A 15,017-nucleotide genomic window follows, 5' to 3' on the forward strand; every position below is an offset into this window, starting at 1 on the left:
CGGACCGAGCCGCGTTCTAATAGGGCAGCATGACCGTTGACGCAGAACTGCCGGCCGGGGTCCCCGGCATCGACGTCCCCCGCCTCGCGGCCTGGCTGGCGCGCGAGCTGCCCGGGTCCGGGCGGATCACCGCGATCGACCTGATCGCGGGCGGGCGTTCGAACCTCACCTACGGGATCACCCTGGACGGCGGCCGCCGCGTCGTGCTGCGCCGGCCGCCGCTCGGCCACGTCCTCCCCACGGCCCACGACATGGGGCGCGAGTACCGGGTGCTGTCCGCGCTCGGCACCGGGACGGACGTGCCGGTGCCGAATGCCCTGGCGTTCTGCGACGACGAGGACGTCATCGGCGCGCGCTTCTACCTGATGGACTTCGTCGAGGGCCGCGTCCTGCGCACCCGCGAGGACGCCGAGCAGATCACCCCCGAGCAGGCGCGCGGCCTGTCCGACGCGCTCGTGGAGGCCCTCGCGGCGATCCACACCGTCGACGTCGAGGCCGTCGGGCTCGGCGACTTCGGGCGCCCGAACGGCTACATGGAGCGCCAGCTCAGGCGCTGGGGCAAGCAGTGGGACAGCTCGCAGGAGGCGATCCGGGCCACCGGGACCGTCCGCGACCTGCCCGAATACGACCGGCTCGTCGCGCGGCTCGCCGAGCGGCTCCCGGCGGACGGCCCGGCCGGTTCCGGGGGGTCGTCCGGCGGCGGATGGGCCCGGCTCGTGCACGGCGACTTCCGGCTCGACAACGCGCTCGCCCGGCTGGAGCCGCGCCCCGAGATCGCGGCCGTCGTCGACTGGGAGATGTCGACGCTCGGCGACCCGCTGTCCGACCTCGGGCTGACGCTCGTCTACTGGGCCGAGGCGGCCGACGCCGAGGAGCTGCCCGTCGGCGCGACGATCACCTCGGCGCCGGGCTTCCACACCCGCCGCGAGTTCACCGACCGGTACGCCGCGCTGACCGGTTTCGACCTGGGCGACCTCGACTTCTACGTCGCGTTCGCCTGCTTCAAGCTCGCGGTGATCCTGGAGGGGATCCACGCCAGGTTCTTGCAGAAGGCGACGGTCGGCGAGGGCTTCGACGAGATCGGCGGGGGCGTCCCGATCCTGCTGGAGCGCGCCCATCGCACCCTGGACACCCGCTCCATCTCCTCCTAGCGCCCCTAGCCGCGGTCTCCCCCCGCGCGCATCGCGCAGGGGGAGACCGTGCAGGGGGTGACCGAAGGGCTCAGCAGTACCGGACGGACGCCGAGGCGCCGCCCGAGAACGACACCGACCCGGTCTTGCGGCCCCAGCAGATGACGGCCGTCCGCTTCACGGTGACGTTCGCGGACTCGCCCGCCGACAGGTGCCCGCCGCCGCCGGCGCTGATGTCGCCGGACGTCCCTGTCACGCTCCAGTCGACGGCGCCGCCGACCGCGGTGACCCGCACCGTGCAGGTGTCGCCGCCGCCCTGCATGCTGCATCCGGCCACCGACAGGCGGCCCGGCTTGGGCGGCTCCGGCGCGCGGCTCGTCGGCGGCGCGGGAGCCATCGTCGTCGGCGTCCTGGACGGCGTCTCGGACGGCGACGGCGACTTCGACGGCGTCTTGGACTTGCTCGGGGACGGCGAGGCGGAGGTCGGGGACGGGTCGGTCGGCGTCGGCTCCGGCACCTGGGAGTCGCTCGGCGAGGAGCTGTCGCCGGGCACGGACGGGCCGTTCGCGGACGCGTTCGTCGAGCCCTCCCCGTCGTGCAGCCACGACCAGGCGCCGACGCACATCACCACCAGCCCCACGGCGACGGCGACGGCGGCGAGCGCCGGGCCGCGCCGCCGGGGCGACCGGTCGCGGGCGCGCGGCGCGGCCGGCTGGTAGGGGAGCGGCCAGCCGTACTCGTCGAACGGCTCGGTCCACGCGGCGATGGCGCGGCGGTTGTCGGCGCGGTCCGCGGCGGTCGCGGCGGTCAGCACGTCCAGCCGCAGGTCGGCGGGGATCGCCGCGATCGGCAGCACCGACAGCAGCCGGTCCGGCGGCAGCGGCGGCGTCTCCTGCTCCCCGCACACCGGGCAGCTCCCCACATGCCGGACGAGCGACCCGGCCGACTGCGGGGTGAGCGGCCACGACTCGGTCAGCGCCGCGAGGCTGGGGCAGCTCTTCCAGTGGTTCTGCGCGACGAGGGCCGCGTGCAGCGCCGTGCCGAGGTCCTCGCGGGCCTTCTCGACGAGCGCGAGCGTCTCCTCCAGCGGGATGCCGAAGACGCCGCACAGGTCGACCTCGTCCAGCTCGTGCCGGACCGACAGGTCGATCGCCTCGCGCTGCCGGCCGTTCAGCGCGGCGAGCGCGCTGTGCGCGAGCAGCCGCCGCTCCTCGCGGCGGGCGAGCTGCTCGGGCGTCAGGTCGTCCTCGGCCTCGGGCGCCTCCTGCCCGATGTGGCGGTTCGGGCTGTCGCGGCGCCGCATGCACTCCTTGCGGGCGATCGCGTACAGCCAGCCGCGCAGCCGCTCCGGCTCGGTGAGCCGGCCGACGTGCTCGCGGGCCGCGATGATGACGTTGCGGAGCGCGCCCGCCGCCTCGACCCGGTCGCGCAGCAGACCGTGGCAGTAGTCGAAGAGGAACGGCGCGTAGGTGTCGTAGACCTCGGTCAGGGCGATGACGTCCCCGGCTCGCAGCGAGTCCGCCAGCCTGGATTCGTCGCTTCGCCCGGGCCCTGGCTCACCGGCCACGGAACCCTCCCAGCGAATTCGATGGTGTTGTGGATCTTGCCCCCGGCGAGCCCCGACGTGTGTCGGCCGACTCTGGTTGCCTGATCTTGCCACCAAGTAGCTGAGATTTCTCCCGTATGGGTGGATTTAAGTGACGAAACCGGTACGCGCCGTGGCCATCTGTCCTAGTCGGACGGCACACGCGCCGCATAAGGTGATCTGAGTCACATGACCCGGTGGTCGCCGCTCGTCAGCCGCCCTGCGGGTCGCCGTCCCCCGGAGGGTCGTCGTCGACCGGGCAGACCAGCGTCACCCCGCCGGTGTTGCCCGTGGTCAGGATCACGGTGCCCCGGCCGCCCGGCGGGGTGCAGTTCCCGGTGACGCGGATCGAGCCCGACTGCCCGGCGCGGAGCGTGCCGCCGCCGCTGGCGCTGATCCCGCCCGTCGCGCCCGCGACACCCCAGGTCACCGTTCCGCCGACCGCGCGGACCCCGATCGTGCAGGAGCCCGGGCCCGGGCCCTGGATCGTGCAGGAACCCACGCTGAGACGGCCCGTCCTGGGCGTCGTGAAGGTGGGGCGTGGTGTGGTGGCCTCGCTGGACGGCTTGCGGGTCCTGGTGGGAGTCGGGGTGGGCGTCGTCGTGGTGGGAGTAGGCGTCGGCGTCTCGCTCTGAGTGGGCGTCGGCGAGTCGGACGGCTCCTCGGAGTCGGGCGGCGTGGACGGGTCGAGCACCGACTCCGTCGCCCCTCCCGCGGGCCCCTGCGCGCTCGTCCCCCCGCGGCCGGACATGACGAAGAACGCGCCGGCCACGATCACGATGACCGCCGCGGCGGCCGCCAGCGCCGGCCAGAGCGCGCGCGGGCCGCGCCGCTCACCACCGCCGTCCGGCTTGGGCGCGCGGTCGACGACGAGGGGCCAACCCCACTCGTCGAGCGGCTCGGCGCGGTGCGCGATGTAGCTGAGGTCGCCGGCCAGCGCGGCGTCGGTGGCCGTGGCCATGACGTGCCCGCGCAGGTCGGTCGGCATCATCGCGACCGGCAGCACCTGGAGGAGCCGCGCCGCCGGGGCGGTCCGCTCGTTCCGGGACCCGCACACCGGGCACGACGCGACGTGCTGGACCAGCGCGCGGACCGCCGGAGGCTGCAGCGGGCGGGTGCCGCCGACGCCGCCCTCCTGGGCGATCCCGGCGAGCTCGGGGCAGCCGCTGCGGCCGGTGCGGGCGAGGTGGACGGCGGCGAGGGCCTCGTCCAGGCGGGCCTGCGCCACGCCGGTCAGGTCCGCGGACTCCTGCCCGTCCAGGCCGAGCACGCAGCCGACCTCGAAGGTGTCCAGGCCGTGCCGCAGCATGAGGTCGATCGACTCGCGCTCGCGGCCGCGCAGAGTCCCCAGGGCGCTGTGGACGAGCCGCCGCGCCTCCTGGCGCCGGGCGAGCTCTGCCTCGTCCAGGAAGCCCTCCTCGACCTCGGGAGCGCCGTGCCGCTCGGCGGGCCGGTTCGGGTCGCGCAGGCGCCGCATGCACTCGTTGCGGACGAGGGCGTACAGCCAGGCGCGGAAGCGGTCGGGTTCCCGCAGGACCGAAACGTGGGCGTAGGCGGCGATGAGCGCGTCGTGCAGCGCCCCGGCCGCCTGCTCCTGGTCGCGCAGCAGCGCGTGGCAGTAGTCGTACAGGCGGGCCGCGTAGCGGTCCATGACCTGGATGAGCGCGCTGGGATCTCCCGCGGCCAGCGCCTGCGCCAGACGTTCGTCGTCCGCGCGTTCGAAACTGGGCCAACCGGACACAAGGTCCTCCTGCGGGCTGCTTTCGGATTCCTCGTCCGCATCGTGGGGGACGGGCTGGAAGAAGATCCAAGAGGGAGCGGTGGGCTCTCCCGCCGCCGGTACGGTCCGGCGGGCGCCTCCCGGACACCGGGTCGGGGGAAGGCGAGTTGGAGGCCCGACGGCCCCGCTCCCCGTCGGGCCTCCGACTGTTTGACGATCGGCTCCGGCCCCCGGTTGACACCGGGGACCGGAAAAAATCGGGAACTACCTGACGCGTCGGTAAGATCACCGGAGCGTGATCACTGGATCCGGCGGGACAGCATCTTCAGGAAGATCTTCTGGATCTCCTGCGGGGTCTGCGCCACCTGGACGTTGCCGTGCGTGACCGCGGCGATCTGCTCCAGCTCGTTGCGGTCCACGCCCTTGCCGAACCCGATCATGTTGACCTGGATCGGCTTGTTCGGGTCCTGCATGGCCTTCAGCTGCTTGAGCGTGTCCGCCAGCGTGGGGCCGCCGTCGTCGTCGTTCTTGCCGTCCGTCAGCAGCAGGATCGAGTTGCCGAACTCCGGCTTGTAGGTGTCGTTCATCTGCTTGTAGGCGGCCAGCATCGTCCGGTACAGGCCGGTGTCGCCGTTCGGCTTCGGCTTCATCTGGTTCAGCACGGCGAGGACGCGCCCGCGCCGGGTGCTGGACCCGATCCGCTCGCCGAGCGGGCCGATCGGCACCGTGACCCGGTACGGGACGCCGCCGCTGCCCATGTTGGTGGAGAACAGCCACTGGCCGAGCTCGGTGTCGTTCGACATCATCGCGAGGCCGCCCTGCGACACCTGCGCGATGGCCTGGAGCCGGTTGGTGCCGGGGCCGACCTTCTCCGCCATCGAGCCGGACACGTCGATCAGCGTCAGCATCCGCAGCCCGAGCGACAGCTTCGACCACGCCTGCATGACCTTCGCGACGTCCGCGCTCTTCGGCGTGGGCAGCTGCCGCGGCTTGGCCGGGCTCACCCCGGCCGACTCGGTGAAGCCCGCCGGCGCCTTGGCGTCGGTGGTGCGGAAGCCGAGGTCGTGGACGTCCTTGCGGGTCGCCTCGGTGCTCATCGCCTGCTCCAGCAGCCGGGCGCCCTTCTGCTTGGCGGCGTCCTTGCTGGTGACGGTGAACGGGTAGTCGTTCGACAGCGTGCCCTCGATCGGGTACAGCGCCACCGCCGGCTCCCCGGGCTTCGTCCGGTTGTACTGGTACAGGGCCTGCTCGGACGACAGCGAGATCGGCTTCTTGCCGCCCTTGTCCTTGCGGAACGCGGCGAACTCCGCCTCCACCGAGGGGACGGTGCTCTCCCGGACGGTCCGGACGATGCCGGTGAAGATCGAGTCGCGGTTCGGGTCGTTGGCCAGCAGCATGCTGGTGACCATGAGCGAGCCCATGCCCGCCGAGTTCTTCATCGGGTCCGGCACGACCAGCCGGACCGTGCCCGCCGGGATCATCTGGTTCTTGGTCACCGCGCCGCCGGCGACGCCGCCCGCGGCCTTCAGCAGGTTGTCCCAGGACGGGCTGGCGGTGATGCCCTCCTTCTTCAGCTGGAGGGCGAGCGACTGCGGCAGCCCGATGACGATCGGGCTCTTCGCCAGCGACGTCTTGGTGGAGACCACGCTGCCCTTGTCGTCCCCTTCGGCGTTCGCCTGGGCCAGCGAGACCCACAGGGACGAGTCGGGGATCCACACGTCCGGCCGCTCGTTGGACCCGCTCGTCACGGCCTGCCCGGACAGCAGCGGCGTCACCGTGGACGGATCGACCTTCTTCACCGTCGCCTTGACGCAGGTGCCGTCGACCTTGTGCTTGCCGTCGTTGAAGCGTCCGGCCGCCTTCTCCACGACGGGCGCGATGTCCGGCGCCGCCGCGACCGACAGGTTCATCGCGTCGTCGCCGGAGCAGCCGCCGCCGCTCTCGGCGAACGCGTAGACGCCGACGCCGAGCAGCAGTGCGAGGCCCACGGCCCCGGCCATCGGGCCGATGAGCGCGGTCGCACTGCGCTTGCGCTTGCGGCGCCCGTACTCGTAGCCGCCGGACCCGCTGTCATAGCCGCCCGACCCGCCGCCGTAACCGCCGGAGCCGCCCGATCCACCGGATCCACCCGACCCGCCGCCGTAGCCGCCGGACCCGCCCGACGAACCGGAGCCGCCGAAGTACCCGGACGAGCCGCCGTCCGAACTGCGGATCGAGTCGTACTCGCTGTACCCGGTACCCGCCAGCGGGGAGGACTCGCGCGGCGGCCCCTGCGGGGACGACGACCGCGGCTCACCCTGCGGGTAGCCGCCGGACGGTTCCCGGCGCGGGTATCCGCCGGACGCCTCGCCCTGCGGGTAGCCGCCGGACCGTCCGAGCCGGTAGCCGCCCGTGTCGGACGCCGTGCCGAACGCGCCCGACCCTCCGGACCCGTAGACCGGCTGCTCGGACGACTGCCGGGGCGTGAACCACTCGGGCGTCTCGCCGGACGCGCCGGGCGGCGCGCCCTGCGGCCCGGCAGGAGGCTGGGAGAGCGGGGCGCCCTGCCCGTCCCGCGCGCCGAACCAATCGGACGACCCGTCGTTCGCAGGGCCGAAGACTGGCCTGGACGGGTCGTATCCGCCGTCCGTCCCCTCAGGGAAGTCATTGCGATGACGTCCGCTCATGGCCTGCCCTCGATTCACCAGAAACCCGCCGATGTTCCCCGGCACTGTAGTAGTACGAACGAGAGGTTACAAAGAACTCAAAACTGATAATGACGCAGGTCATCACCGTATGTCCCGACGAGCCTGGCATCGCCCCCGACCGTCACGGACCGCGACGGCGGCGGTACGAACAGGTGCGAACGGCGGGCCGCGGCGACCGGATCCGGCCGCCGGGGACGGCAGACTGGGGCCATGGCCGACCTCATCCCCGTCCCGGATCCCGCCGATCCGCGCCTCGCCGACTACGTCCGGCTCCGCGACGTGAACCTGCGCAGGAGCCTGGAGGCCGCGCACGGCCTGTTCATCGCCGAGGGCGAGAAGGTGATCCGCCGCGCGATCGCCGCCGGCCACCCCGTCCGGTCCCTGCTGATGGCGCGCCGCTGGGCCGGCCCGCTCGCCGACGTCCTGTCCGGCCTGGACGCCCCCGTCTACGTGGTGGACGACGCGGCCATGGAGTCGGTGACCGGCTTCCCGGTGCACCGCGGCGCCCTCGCCTCCCTCGAACGCCTCCCGCTGCCCCCGGTCGCGGACGTTCTCGCCACCGCCCGCCGCGTGATCATCTGCGAGGACATCGTCGACCACACCAACATCGGGGCGATCTTCCGGTGCGCGGCGGCCCTCGGCGTGGACGCCGCCGTCCTCGCCCCGCGCTGCGCCGACCCCCTGTACCGGCGCTCGGTGAAGGTCTCCATGGGCGCCGTGTTCGCGCTGCCGTACGCCCGCATGACCGACTGGCACAACGACCTGCCGATGATCCGCGACGCGGGCTTCCAGCTCCTGGCGCTGACCCCGGCATCCGACGCGGAACCGATCGACGACGTGAAGCCGGCCGACCGCCGGGCGCTCCTCCTCGGCTCCGAAGGGGACGGCCTGTCGTCCCGCTGGCTCGACCAGGCCGACCACCGCGTCCGCATCCCGATGGACGAAACGGCCCGGGAACGCGGCGTCGACTCGCTCAACGTGGTGGCCGCCGCCGCAATAGCCTGCTACGCCCTGACCAGATCCTGACAAGTGCGCTAATTGACGGCCGGATGGGCCGGAATTCATTTCCGGACAACGGCGGGAAGGGCGTCACCGCGGCGCCGCGGCGGCCGCACAGCCCCTTTAGCGCGGCATAGTTCGCGCTACCGCACCCGACTTGTGACCGGATGGCCCTGACGGGAATTCTGGTAATTCGGCCATTCCGTTATGAGCGTCGCCCGTGACGCCGAATGGCCGACCGGCCGCATCGGGGCGCGCGTTACCGGCATCGCTAGATGATCGATGAGATCGGCGGCGGAAAGGCCCTGCGACCTGCCGATCACTTGCCGAACATGCCGCGGCGCGGGCGCCGGTGCGTTCCCTTCGGGCGCTTGGCGGCGGCCCCGGCGGGCACCCGCCGGCGTCCGAGCCGCAGCTGCGTCAGCAGCAGCGAGAACGCGACCAGCAGCGCGGCCAGCCAGGCGATCTGCGTGCTCGCCATCCGCTCGAACGTGACGTCCTGCGCGACGGGCGCCTTGTTGCCCTGCAGCCGGCTCTGCGGCGTCCCCGACCCGGGCACCGGGCTCGGCGCGACCGAGGGGTTGGGCGCCTGGATGGGCGGCAGCGCCACCTGCGGGTTCCTCGGGTCGAACGACGAGTTCGGCGACGGCGGCACGTACCCTCCGCCCGACCCGCTCGACGACGACCCGCTCCCGGAAGAGGACGACCCGCCCCCGCCGCTCCCGCTCGCCGCCGCCGACTTCGTCGGCGTGGGCGACGGCTTGGACGGCGTCCGCGACGTCGGCTTCTTCGTGGGCTTCTTCGTAGGCTTGGAGGTCGGCGGCGGGGTGGTCGTCGGCGGGTCCGTGGGCGTCTCGGTCGGCGGATCGGCCTTGACGGGGTTGAAGGTCAGCGCGACGGGCTCGCTGGTCGCCTCCGACGGTTCCTCCCCGAAGTTACCCGTGACCGTCATCGTGACGGTCACGGTGACAGGGGCATCGAACTTACCGCTGACGTCCACCACGGAGGTGGCCGTCTCGTTCGTCGTGTTCACCTCGCCGAAGTCGCACAGCGTCTTCTCGAAGTCGCACCCCTGGATGACCTTCGGGTCCACACCGGTGGTACCCGAGGTCAGCTTGACCTCGCTGATGTGCACCGCGGAGGCGGTGTCCTCGCTGGTGGCGACCGTCGCGGTAACGGAGATCGGCTTGCCCGGCTCCGACTGCTTCTGGGCGTCGACGGTGATGGTGAGTTCGGGGGACGCGGCTTCGGCGGCGATGGCGGACGCGCCGCCGGCGGCGAGGACGGCCGCCGCGCCGAGACCGATGAACACCGGTTTGATCGCCGATCGGCAGAGCACTGCCGCAGCACCTCCGTCGCGTCGCCGTTGAACGCCAATGTCCGCCGTGTCCGGTTCGCACAGCCCGAGGGGTCGCCTCGACAGTCAAGCGAACACGCATCGGCGGGCCAAATCAACCCCGTCGGGGGTCAGATCATCTCTTCTCGGACGTCCTCGACCTCGGTGCCGGGCGCCCACGCCTGCCAGACGCCCTGGTCGATGCGGTCGAGGCCCAGGCTCTCGGCGACGGGCGCGCGCCCCCCGGTGTACTCGACGCGCAGCCAGCTCTCGTGCTCGCCGACGATGGCGAACCGCTCGCCGCGCCAGCGGCAGGTCGTCCGGACGTACCGCAGGTCCTCGATCTCGGACGCGGGGACGATCCGGCGGAACCGGCCGGGCCGCAGCTCCTCGAAGCCGTCGGTCGGGCCGGGCGCGTACAGCCTGACCTCCCCGTCGGCGCCCGGCGCGGCCTCGAAGTCGCGGCCGAGCCAGCGCGCGACGTACCCGTCCCGGATCACTGCGCCGCCTCCGTCCGTCCGTCGCCGTTCTCGGGGCCGCCCTCCGGTCGCAGCCAGGCGAGCCGGTCGGGGTCGTACATCGCCACGAACCGCTCGGTCCGGTCGCGGCCGAGGTAGTACATCTCCGCGCCGTACGGGAGCCGGGCGCTGTCCACCTTGTACTCGCGGATGGATCCGGCGCTGCCCGGGGCGAAGCCGTTGCCGACGAACGGCGGCCGCTCGATGACCCAGCCGGACTCGCCCCACGCGGACACCTCCGCCTCGTCGCGCCCGCCGAAGGGGACCCGGTACAGGTTGGGGCAGTAGGCGGGCCACCGGATGACGTACACGCCCTCGTCGGCGGGGGAGAACGGCGACCCGTCGTACAGCAGCCCCAGCGTCTCGTACAGCTGGCCGGGCGTCTGGAGCTCGGCGACGTCGCCGACCGAGTGCACGTACCCGCCGACCCGGTCGTAGCCCTGGTCGAGGTACCAGGACACGAGCCCGTGCGGGACGACCTTCTGCATGATGGTGGGGGACGAGACGCGGTCGTCCAGGTCGGACGGTGTCCGCGCCGGCTCCGGTCGGGGTTCGGGTTCGGGTTCCGGGCGCGGCGGCGGCAGCGGAACCTCGGGCCGCGCCGTGACGAGCCCGACCCGCAGCGCCCACTCGCTGAGCGACCGCACCTGGTCGCCTTGCAGCGACGCCCCGATGCGCGTCCCCGGGTTGAGCAGCATCGCCCAGTCCTCGCGGGGCCACGCGCCGATCAGCTCGCGGAAGTCGGCGTACACGAACCGGGACTCCGGCAGCACCTCGCGCAGCCGCACCAGCGACGTGAACACCCGCACGGACGACGCGTCGCGCAGCGCCGCGTCCCACCGGAACTCGCGCTGGACGGGCGTCACCTCCAGCGGCGCATCGTCCGGGATGGGGACGAGAACGTTGGCGTTCAGCAGCACCCGCAGGAAGGCGTCCGAGTCGCCGCTGGACGCGGCCTCGTAGAGCTCCTGGTCGATGCGGTTGCCGGGCTCGAAGGGCGGCTCGGGTTCGGCGACGGCACGCAGGCCGCGCGCCGCCGGCGGGGCCGCCTCGCCCGCATGGGGCACAGCGGGCGGTACGGGCTCGGCGGGTGGTACGGGCTCAACAGGCGGCACGGGCTCGGCGGGTCGCGCGCCGGGCGCGTCGTGCGAGCCGAAGTCGCCGTACGGGGATTCGGCGCCCGCGTCGCGTCCGGTGGACGGCTCGGCCGGTGCCGGAACGCCGCCGAGTGCCGCACCGGCGACCGCGCGGTGGGCGCCCGCCTCGCTCGGGGCGGGCTCTCCGAACCCGCTCGGAGCGGCTGCGGGCGGCACCGCCATGCCGGGCGCGTCCGCGGCGGGAGGCGCGGGCGGGACGGCCGGCGGCTGCTCCGGCGGCGGAGGAGGAACGTCGTGGTCGGTCGTGCCGGGGCCCCCGGCGAAGGGCAGGCCGGGCGCGTCGGCCGGACCGGCCGGAGGAGCCTCCGGCGGCGGGGCGACGTGACCGCCGGTGTCGGCGAAGGGCAGGCCGGGCGCGTCGGCCGGACGGCCCGGAACGTCGTGCGGCGCGGGCGCCGGCCGCGCGGCTTCGGCGGGAGGCGGGGCGGGCGAGCCGGGAGGCGGGGACGCGAGGCCGCCGCCCTCTCCGCCGGGCGGGACGGGCGCATCGGCCTGGCCGGCCAGAGGCTGCGACGGCGCGGTGCCGCCGGGCAGGCTCAGAGGGCTCTCGGACCGCCTGGGCCTCCGGCGGGGAAGGTCCGTGCCGGGCGCGCCCGCCTGCTCAGGGGCTGGCGCGGGGGCGGGTGCGGGCGTCGGGCCACCGGGAACCGCCTGGGGCGGGGAGCCCGCGTGGTGACCGGCGTCCGCGGCTCGGGCCGGTTCGGGAGCGCGCGCCGGTTCGGGGGCCGGGACCGGTTCCGGAGCGGAGGCCGGTTCGGGCGCTGAGACGGGCTCGGAGGCTGCGACCGGCTCCGGAGGGGCGACCGGTTCCGGAGGGGCGACCGGCTCCGGAGGGGTGACCGGTTCGGGGGCGGGGGCGTCCTCGTGCGCGGGGCCGGCGTGGCGGCCGCGGTCGGCGGCCGCGTCCGGCGGGACGGCGGGCGCTACCGGCACCGCCGGGGCGTCCGGCGGCGGGGGCGTCGAAGCCGATGGCGGAGAGGACGGCGGAGAGGACGGCGGGGACGAGGGCGGGGCCGCCGACGGGGCCGAGGGCGGGGACGCCGGGAGGCGCAGGGTGCGGAGCTGCTCACCCGGCATCGACGCGTCGATGGGCGTCCCCGGGTTGAGGACGAGCGTCCACTCGGTGTCGGGCCAGGCGGCGACCATCTCGTGCAGGCTCGGCATGATGAAGCGGGACGACCCGATGGCCTCGTTCATCCACTTCAGCGACGTGAACACCTGGATGGACGTCCGGCCGTGGACGGGGATCGGCCGCCACGGGAACTCGGGGTCGCCGGGGACGATGCCCCACGGGGTGTCCGCGTCGGCCGGCACCAGCACCTGCGCGCCCAGCAGGATCTTGTAGAAGGACTCGGTGTCGCGGCGCCGGGCGGTGTCGAACAGGCGCTGCTCGATGTCGTTCTGCGGCTCGAAGCGGTCGGTCATGCGCTGCGCGGCGCGCTGGTCGGCCCAGGTGGCGAGGCCGGGGAGCTGCTGCGCGAGGACGGTGCCGCCGGCGGGGGAGCCGGAGTTGATGGCGAGGAGCCAGTCGTGGTTCGGCCAGTAGCGCAGCACGACGGTGAACGGCAGCGTGATGTACTCGGTGCCCGGCGGCGACGCCTCCGTGAGGCGCTCGGGCGAGGTGAACACGGGCACCACCGTGGAGCCGTCCACCTCGCGGGTCTGCCAGGGGAAGCCGGGCCGCCCCGGGCGCAGCGCGAAGTCGAGGTCGGGCGGGACGGGCAGCAGGACGTCGGTGGCCGCGAGGGTCTGCAGGAACAGGTCGTGGTCGTTGTTCGCGGCGGCGCGCAGCAGCTCGCGCTCGACGTCGTTCGCGGGCTGGAACTCGGGCCGCGGGGACTGCCGGGGCAGCTCGCGGTGCTGGTCGCGCAGCTCCTCCCAGGCGGCGGGCGCGCGGCCGACCCGCGGCGGGCGCCCGTCGCCCTCGGCGACCTGGCGCACGAACCAGGCCGGCATCCGCGCCTCGATCGGCAGCGCGGTGCCGACGCCGTGGGCGGGCGCGTCGATGGCGAGCCACCAGCGCGCGTCCGGCCAGGTCTCGGCGATGTCGCCGAACCGGACCGTCATGAAGTGCCGGTAGGACGGCCCGAGGCAGGCGCGCATCGCCGACGCCGAGGTGTAGGCCAGCACGTGGACGCGGCCGTCCTCCTCCTGGGTCGGCCACGAGGGCTGCGTCTCGTTGGCGAGGACGCCGTCCACCAGCTCGGGCGGGACGGGGACGACGAGCTCGCTGTCCGCGAGGAGGCGGAAGTAGCCCTCCTGGTCTCCGGCCCGGACGGTCTCCTGAAGCCGGTGTTCAAGCTCCGACGTGGGTCGCCACGCGTCGGCCACGGTCGCCACCCCCTGTTTCCTCCGTGCTCGTCCCCGCGCGACTGCCTACGCTACATGGGCGAACAGGACGTAAGAGCATATTCGCCTGACCGTCCGCGGGTCCGTGCAGGTCAGCGCACCGCCAGCGCGGCGAGGGCGCCGAGGAGCCGGTCGATGTGCTCCTCGCTCGTCCCGATGCCGATACTGGCGCGCACGGCCGCGGCGTCCCCGCCGGCGAGGTGCCGGACGAAGGGGTGGGCGCAGAACTTCCCGTCCCGGACGCCGATGCCGTGCTCCTCCGACAGCGTAAGCGCCACGTCGCGCGCGTTCCAGCCGTCCACGGTGAACGACACGATCCCGACGCGCGGCGCCCGGCCGCCCCACAGGCTCAGCTCCCGGACGGACGGGATCGCCGCGAGCCCCGCCCGGAGCCGTCCGACGAGGGCCTCCTCCCGCGCGGCGAGGTCGGGGAAGGACGCGGTGAGCGCCTCGCACGCGGCGGCCAGCGCGATCGCGCCGAGGACGTTCGGCGACCCCGCCTCGTGCCGCTGCTCGGCCGACGGCGCCCACCGGGTCGTCGCGCCGACCGACGCGCTCGCGCCGCCGCCCTTCAGGTAGGGGTCGGCGGCGCGCAGCCAGTCGGCGCGCCCGGCGAGCACGCCGGCGCCGAACGGCGCGTACAGCTTGTGGCCGGAGAACGCGGCGTAGTCCAGGCCGAGCGCGGTCATGTCGAGCGGCCGGTGCGGGACGAGCTGCGCCGCGTCCACCGCGATGCGGGCGCCGTTGCGGTGCGCGACCCGCGCCAGCTCCTCGACCGGCCACAGCTCGCCGGTGACGTTGGACGCGGCGGTGACGACGAGCAGCCGCGGCCCGACCGGGCACGACCGCAGCGCGCGGTCGGCGGCGGTGATGGCCTCGGCCGGGGTCGCGGGCGCGGGGAGCCGCACGGCGCGCCGCCACGGCAGTAGCGAGGCGTGGTGCTCGGACTCGAAGACCACGACGCTCGTCCCGGTGGGGACGGCGTGCGCCAGCAGGTTCATGGAGTCGGTGGTGTTGCGGGTGAACACGACGGCGGAGCGGCGCCACGCGCCGAGGAACGAGCGGACGGTCTCGCGCGCCTCCTCGTACGCGCCCGTCGTGACCTGGGACGCGTAGCCCGCGCCGCGGTGCACGCTGCTGTAGTACGGCAGCGCGCGGGTGACCGCGTCCTGCACCGCCTCCAGGCAGGGCGCGCTGGCGGCGTAGTCGAGGTTGGCGTAGGGGACGCGCCGGCCGTCGCGCAGCGGCACCGGGACGTCCGCCCCGATCACGCGCGGGATCCGGCGAACCCGGACACCTTCCGCGGGCGTCTCATCGTGCGTGATGGGGGCGTGCGTGATGGGGGAGCGGGAGAGCAGCGTGGGCATGCCGGGACCTTCCGGAGTCAGGGACCCCGGTACAAAGGTCGGGATCCGCGCTTGCCGGAACGCGGTAGTGCGTCCGGCCAGGTCCTCACCCGGGGCACCCCATCGCGGACGAAGGGTTGCCGGCCAGCAAGCCGGGGCTTGACGCTGGCGCTCATGACCTAATGCGGAA

Annotated in this window: 9 protein-coding genes and 1 riboswitch; of the genes, 2 read left to right on the top strand and 7 right to left on the bottom strand. The window is 74.0% G+C overall.

Annotated features, from left to right (window positions below):
• Nucleotides 1-29: 29 nt before the first annotated feature.
• Entirely contained in the window at nt 30-1,151 is a 1,122-nt protein-coding gene (locus tag CHF16_RS26205) for a phosphotransferase family protein (protein ID WP_089328802.1), read from the top strand.
• Between the two features lie 70 nt (nt 1,152-1,221).
• Here CHF16_RS26205 and CHF16_RS26210 read toward each other — a convergent pair whose 3' ends face one another.
• The 3 genes from CHF16_RS26210 to CHF16_RS26220 form a co-directional block, all read right to left on the bottom strand.
• Complete coding sequence (locus CHF16_RS26210) at nt 1,222-2,697, bottom strand: RNA polymerase sigma factor (RefSeq protein WP_089328803.1); 1,476 nt, start codon at nt 2,695-2,697, stop codon at nt 1,222-1,224.
• A 229-nt stretch (nt 2,698-2,926) separates the two neighbouring features.
• The gene (locus CHF16_RS26215) at nt 2,927-4,456 is read right to left on the bottom strand and encodes an RNA polymerase sigma factor (protein WP_089328804.1); all 1,530 of its coding nucleotides are present in this window, start codon (nt 4,454-4,456) and stop codon (nt 2,927-2,929) included.
• Nucleotides 4,457-4,734: 278 nt separating this feature from the next.
• The gene (locus CHF16_RS26220; RefSeq protein ID WP_089328805.1) at nt 4,735-7,101 is read right to left on the bottom strand and encodes a substrate-binding and VWA domain-containing protein; all 2,367 of its coding nucleotides are present in this window, start codon (nt 7,099-7,101) and stop codon (nt 4,735-4,737) included.
• A gap of 231 nt (nt 7,102-7,332) precedes the next feature.
• Here CHF16_RS26220 and CHF16_RS26225 point away from each other — a divergent pair, with 231 nt between their 5' ends.
• Nucleotides 7,333-8,148 carry a TrmH family RNA methyltransferase gene (locus tag CHF16_RS26225; RefSeq protein ID WP_089328806.1) on the top strand — a complete coding sequence of 272 codons (816 nt, stop codon included), beginning with the start codon at nt 7,333-7,335 and terminating at the stop codon, nt 8,146-8,148.
• 292 nt (nt 8,149-8,440) lie between these two features.
• Here the strand turns inward: CHF16_RS26225 and CHF16_RS26230 are convergent, their stop codons facing one another.
• The 4 genes from CHF16_RS26230 to CHF16_RS26245 form a co-directional block, all read right to left on the bottom strand.
• On the bottom strand, nt 8,441-9,460 hold the full coding sequence (locus CHF16_RS26230) for a hypothetical protein (protein ID WP_143228123.1): 1,020 nt from the start codon (nt 9,458-9,460) through the stop codon (nt 8,441-8,443).
• A 128-nt stretch (nt 9,461-9,588) separates the two neighbouring features.
• The gene (locus CHF16_RS26235; RefSeq protein WP_089328808.1) at nt 9,589-9,957 is read right to left on the bottom strand and encodes a hypothetical protein; all 369 of its coding nucleotides are present in this window, start codon (nt 9,955-9,957) and stop codon (nt 9,589-9,591) included.
• A complete protein-coding gene (locus CHF16_RS26240; RefSeq protein ID WP_089328809.1) occupies nt 9,954-13,472 on the bottom strand; it encodes an SseB family protein in 3,519 nt (1,172 codons plus the stop codon). Before CHF16_RS26240 ends, CHF16_RS26235 begins: the two co-directional genes overlap by 4 nt.
• A gap of 101 nt (nt 13,473-13,573) precedes the next feature.
• A complete protein-coding gene (locus CHF16_RS26245) occupies nt 13,574-14,848 on the bottom strand; it encodes an aminotransferase class V-fold PLP-dependent enzyme (protein ID WP_089328810.1) in 1,275 nt (424 codons plus the stop codon).
• A 42-nt stretch (nt 14,849-14,890) separates the two neighbouring features.
• Nucleotides 14,891-15,007, bottom strand: a riboswitch (SAM riboswitch).
• Nucleotides 15,008-15,017: the final 10 nt, after the last annotated feature.

The organism is Actinomadura meyerae (genome assembly GCF_900188445.1).
Lineage (GTDB): Bacteria > Actinomycetota > Actinomycetes > Streptosporangiales > Streptosporangiaceae > Spirillospora > Spirillospora meyerae.

What these genes read in the sequence shown, in the direction of transcription:
- CHF16_RS26205 (WP_089328802.1), top strand. Translation starts at nt 30, where the DNA reads ATGACCGTTGACGCAGAACTGCCGGCCGGGGTCCCCGGCATCGACGTC.
- CHF16_RS26220 (WP_089328805.1), bottom strand. Translation starts at nt 7,101, where the DNA reads ATGAGCGGACGTCATCGCAATGACTTCCCTGAGGGGACGGACGGCGGA.
- CHF16_RS26225 (WP_089328806.1), top strand. Translation starts at nt 7,333, where the DNA reads ATGGCCGACCTCATCCCCGTCCCGGATCCCGCCGATCCGCGCCTCGCC.
- CHF16_RS26245 (WP_089328810.1), bottom strand. Translation starts at nt 14,848, where the DNA reads ATGCCCACGCTGCTCTCCCGCTCCCCCATCACGCACGCCCCCATCACG.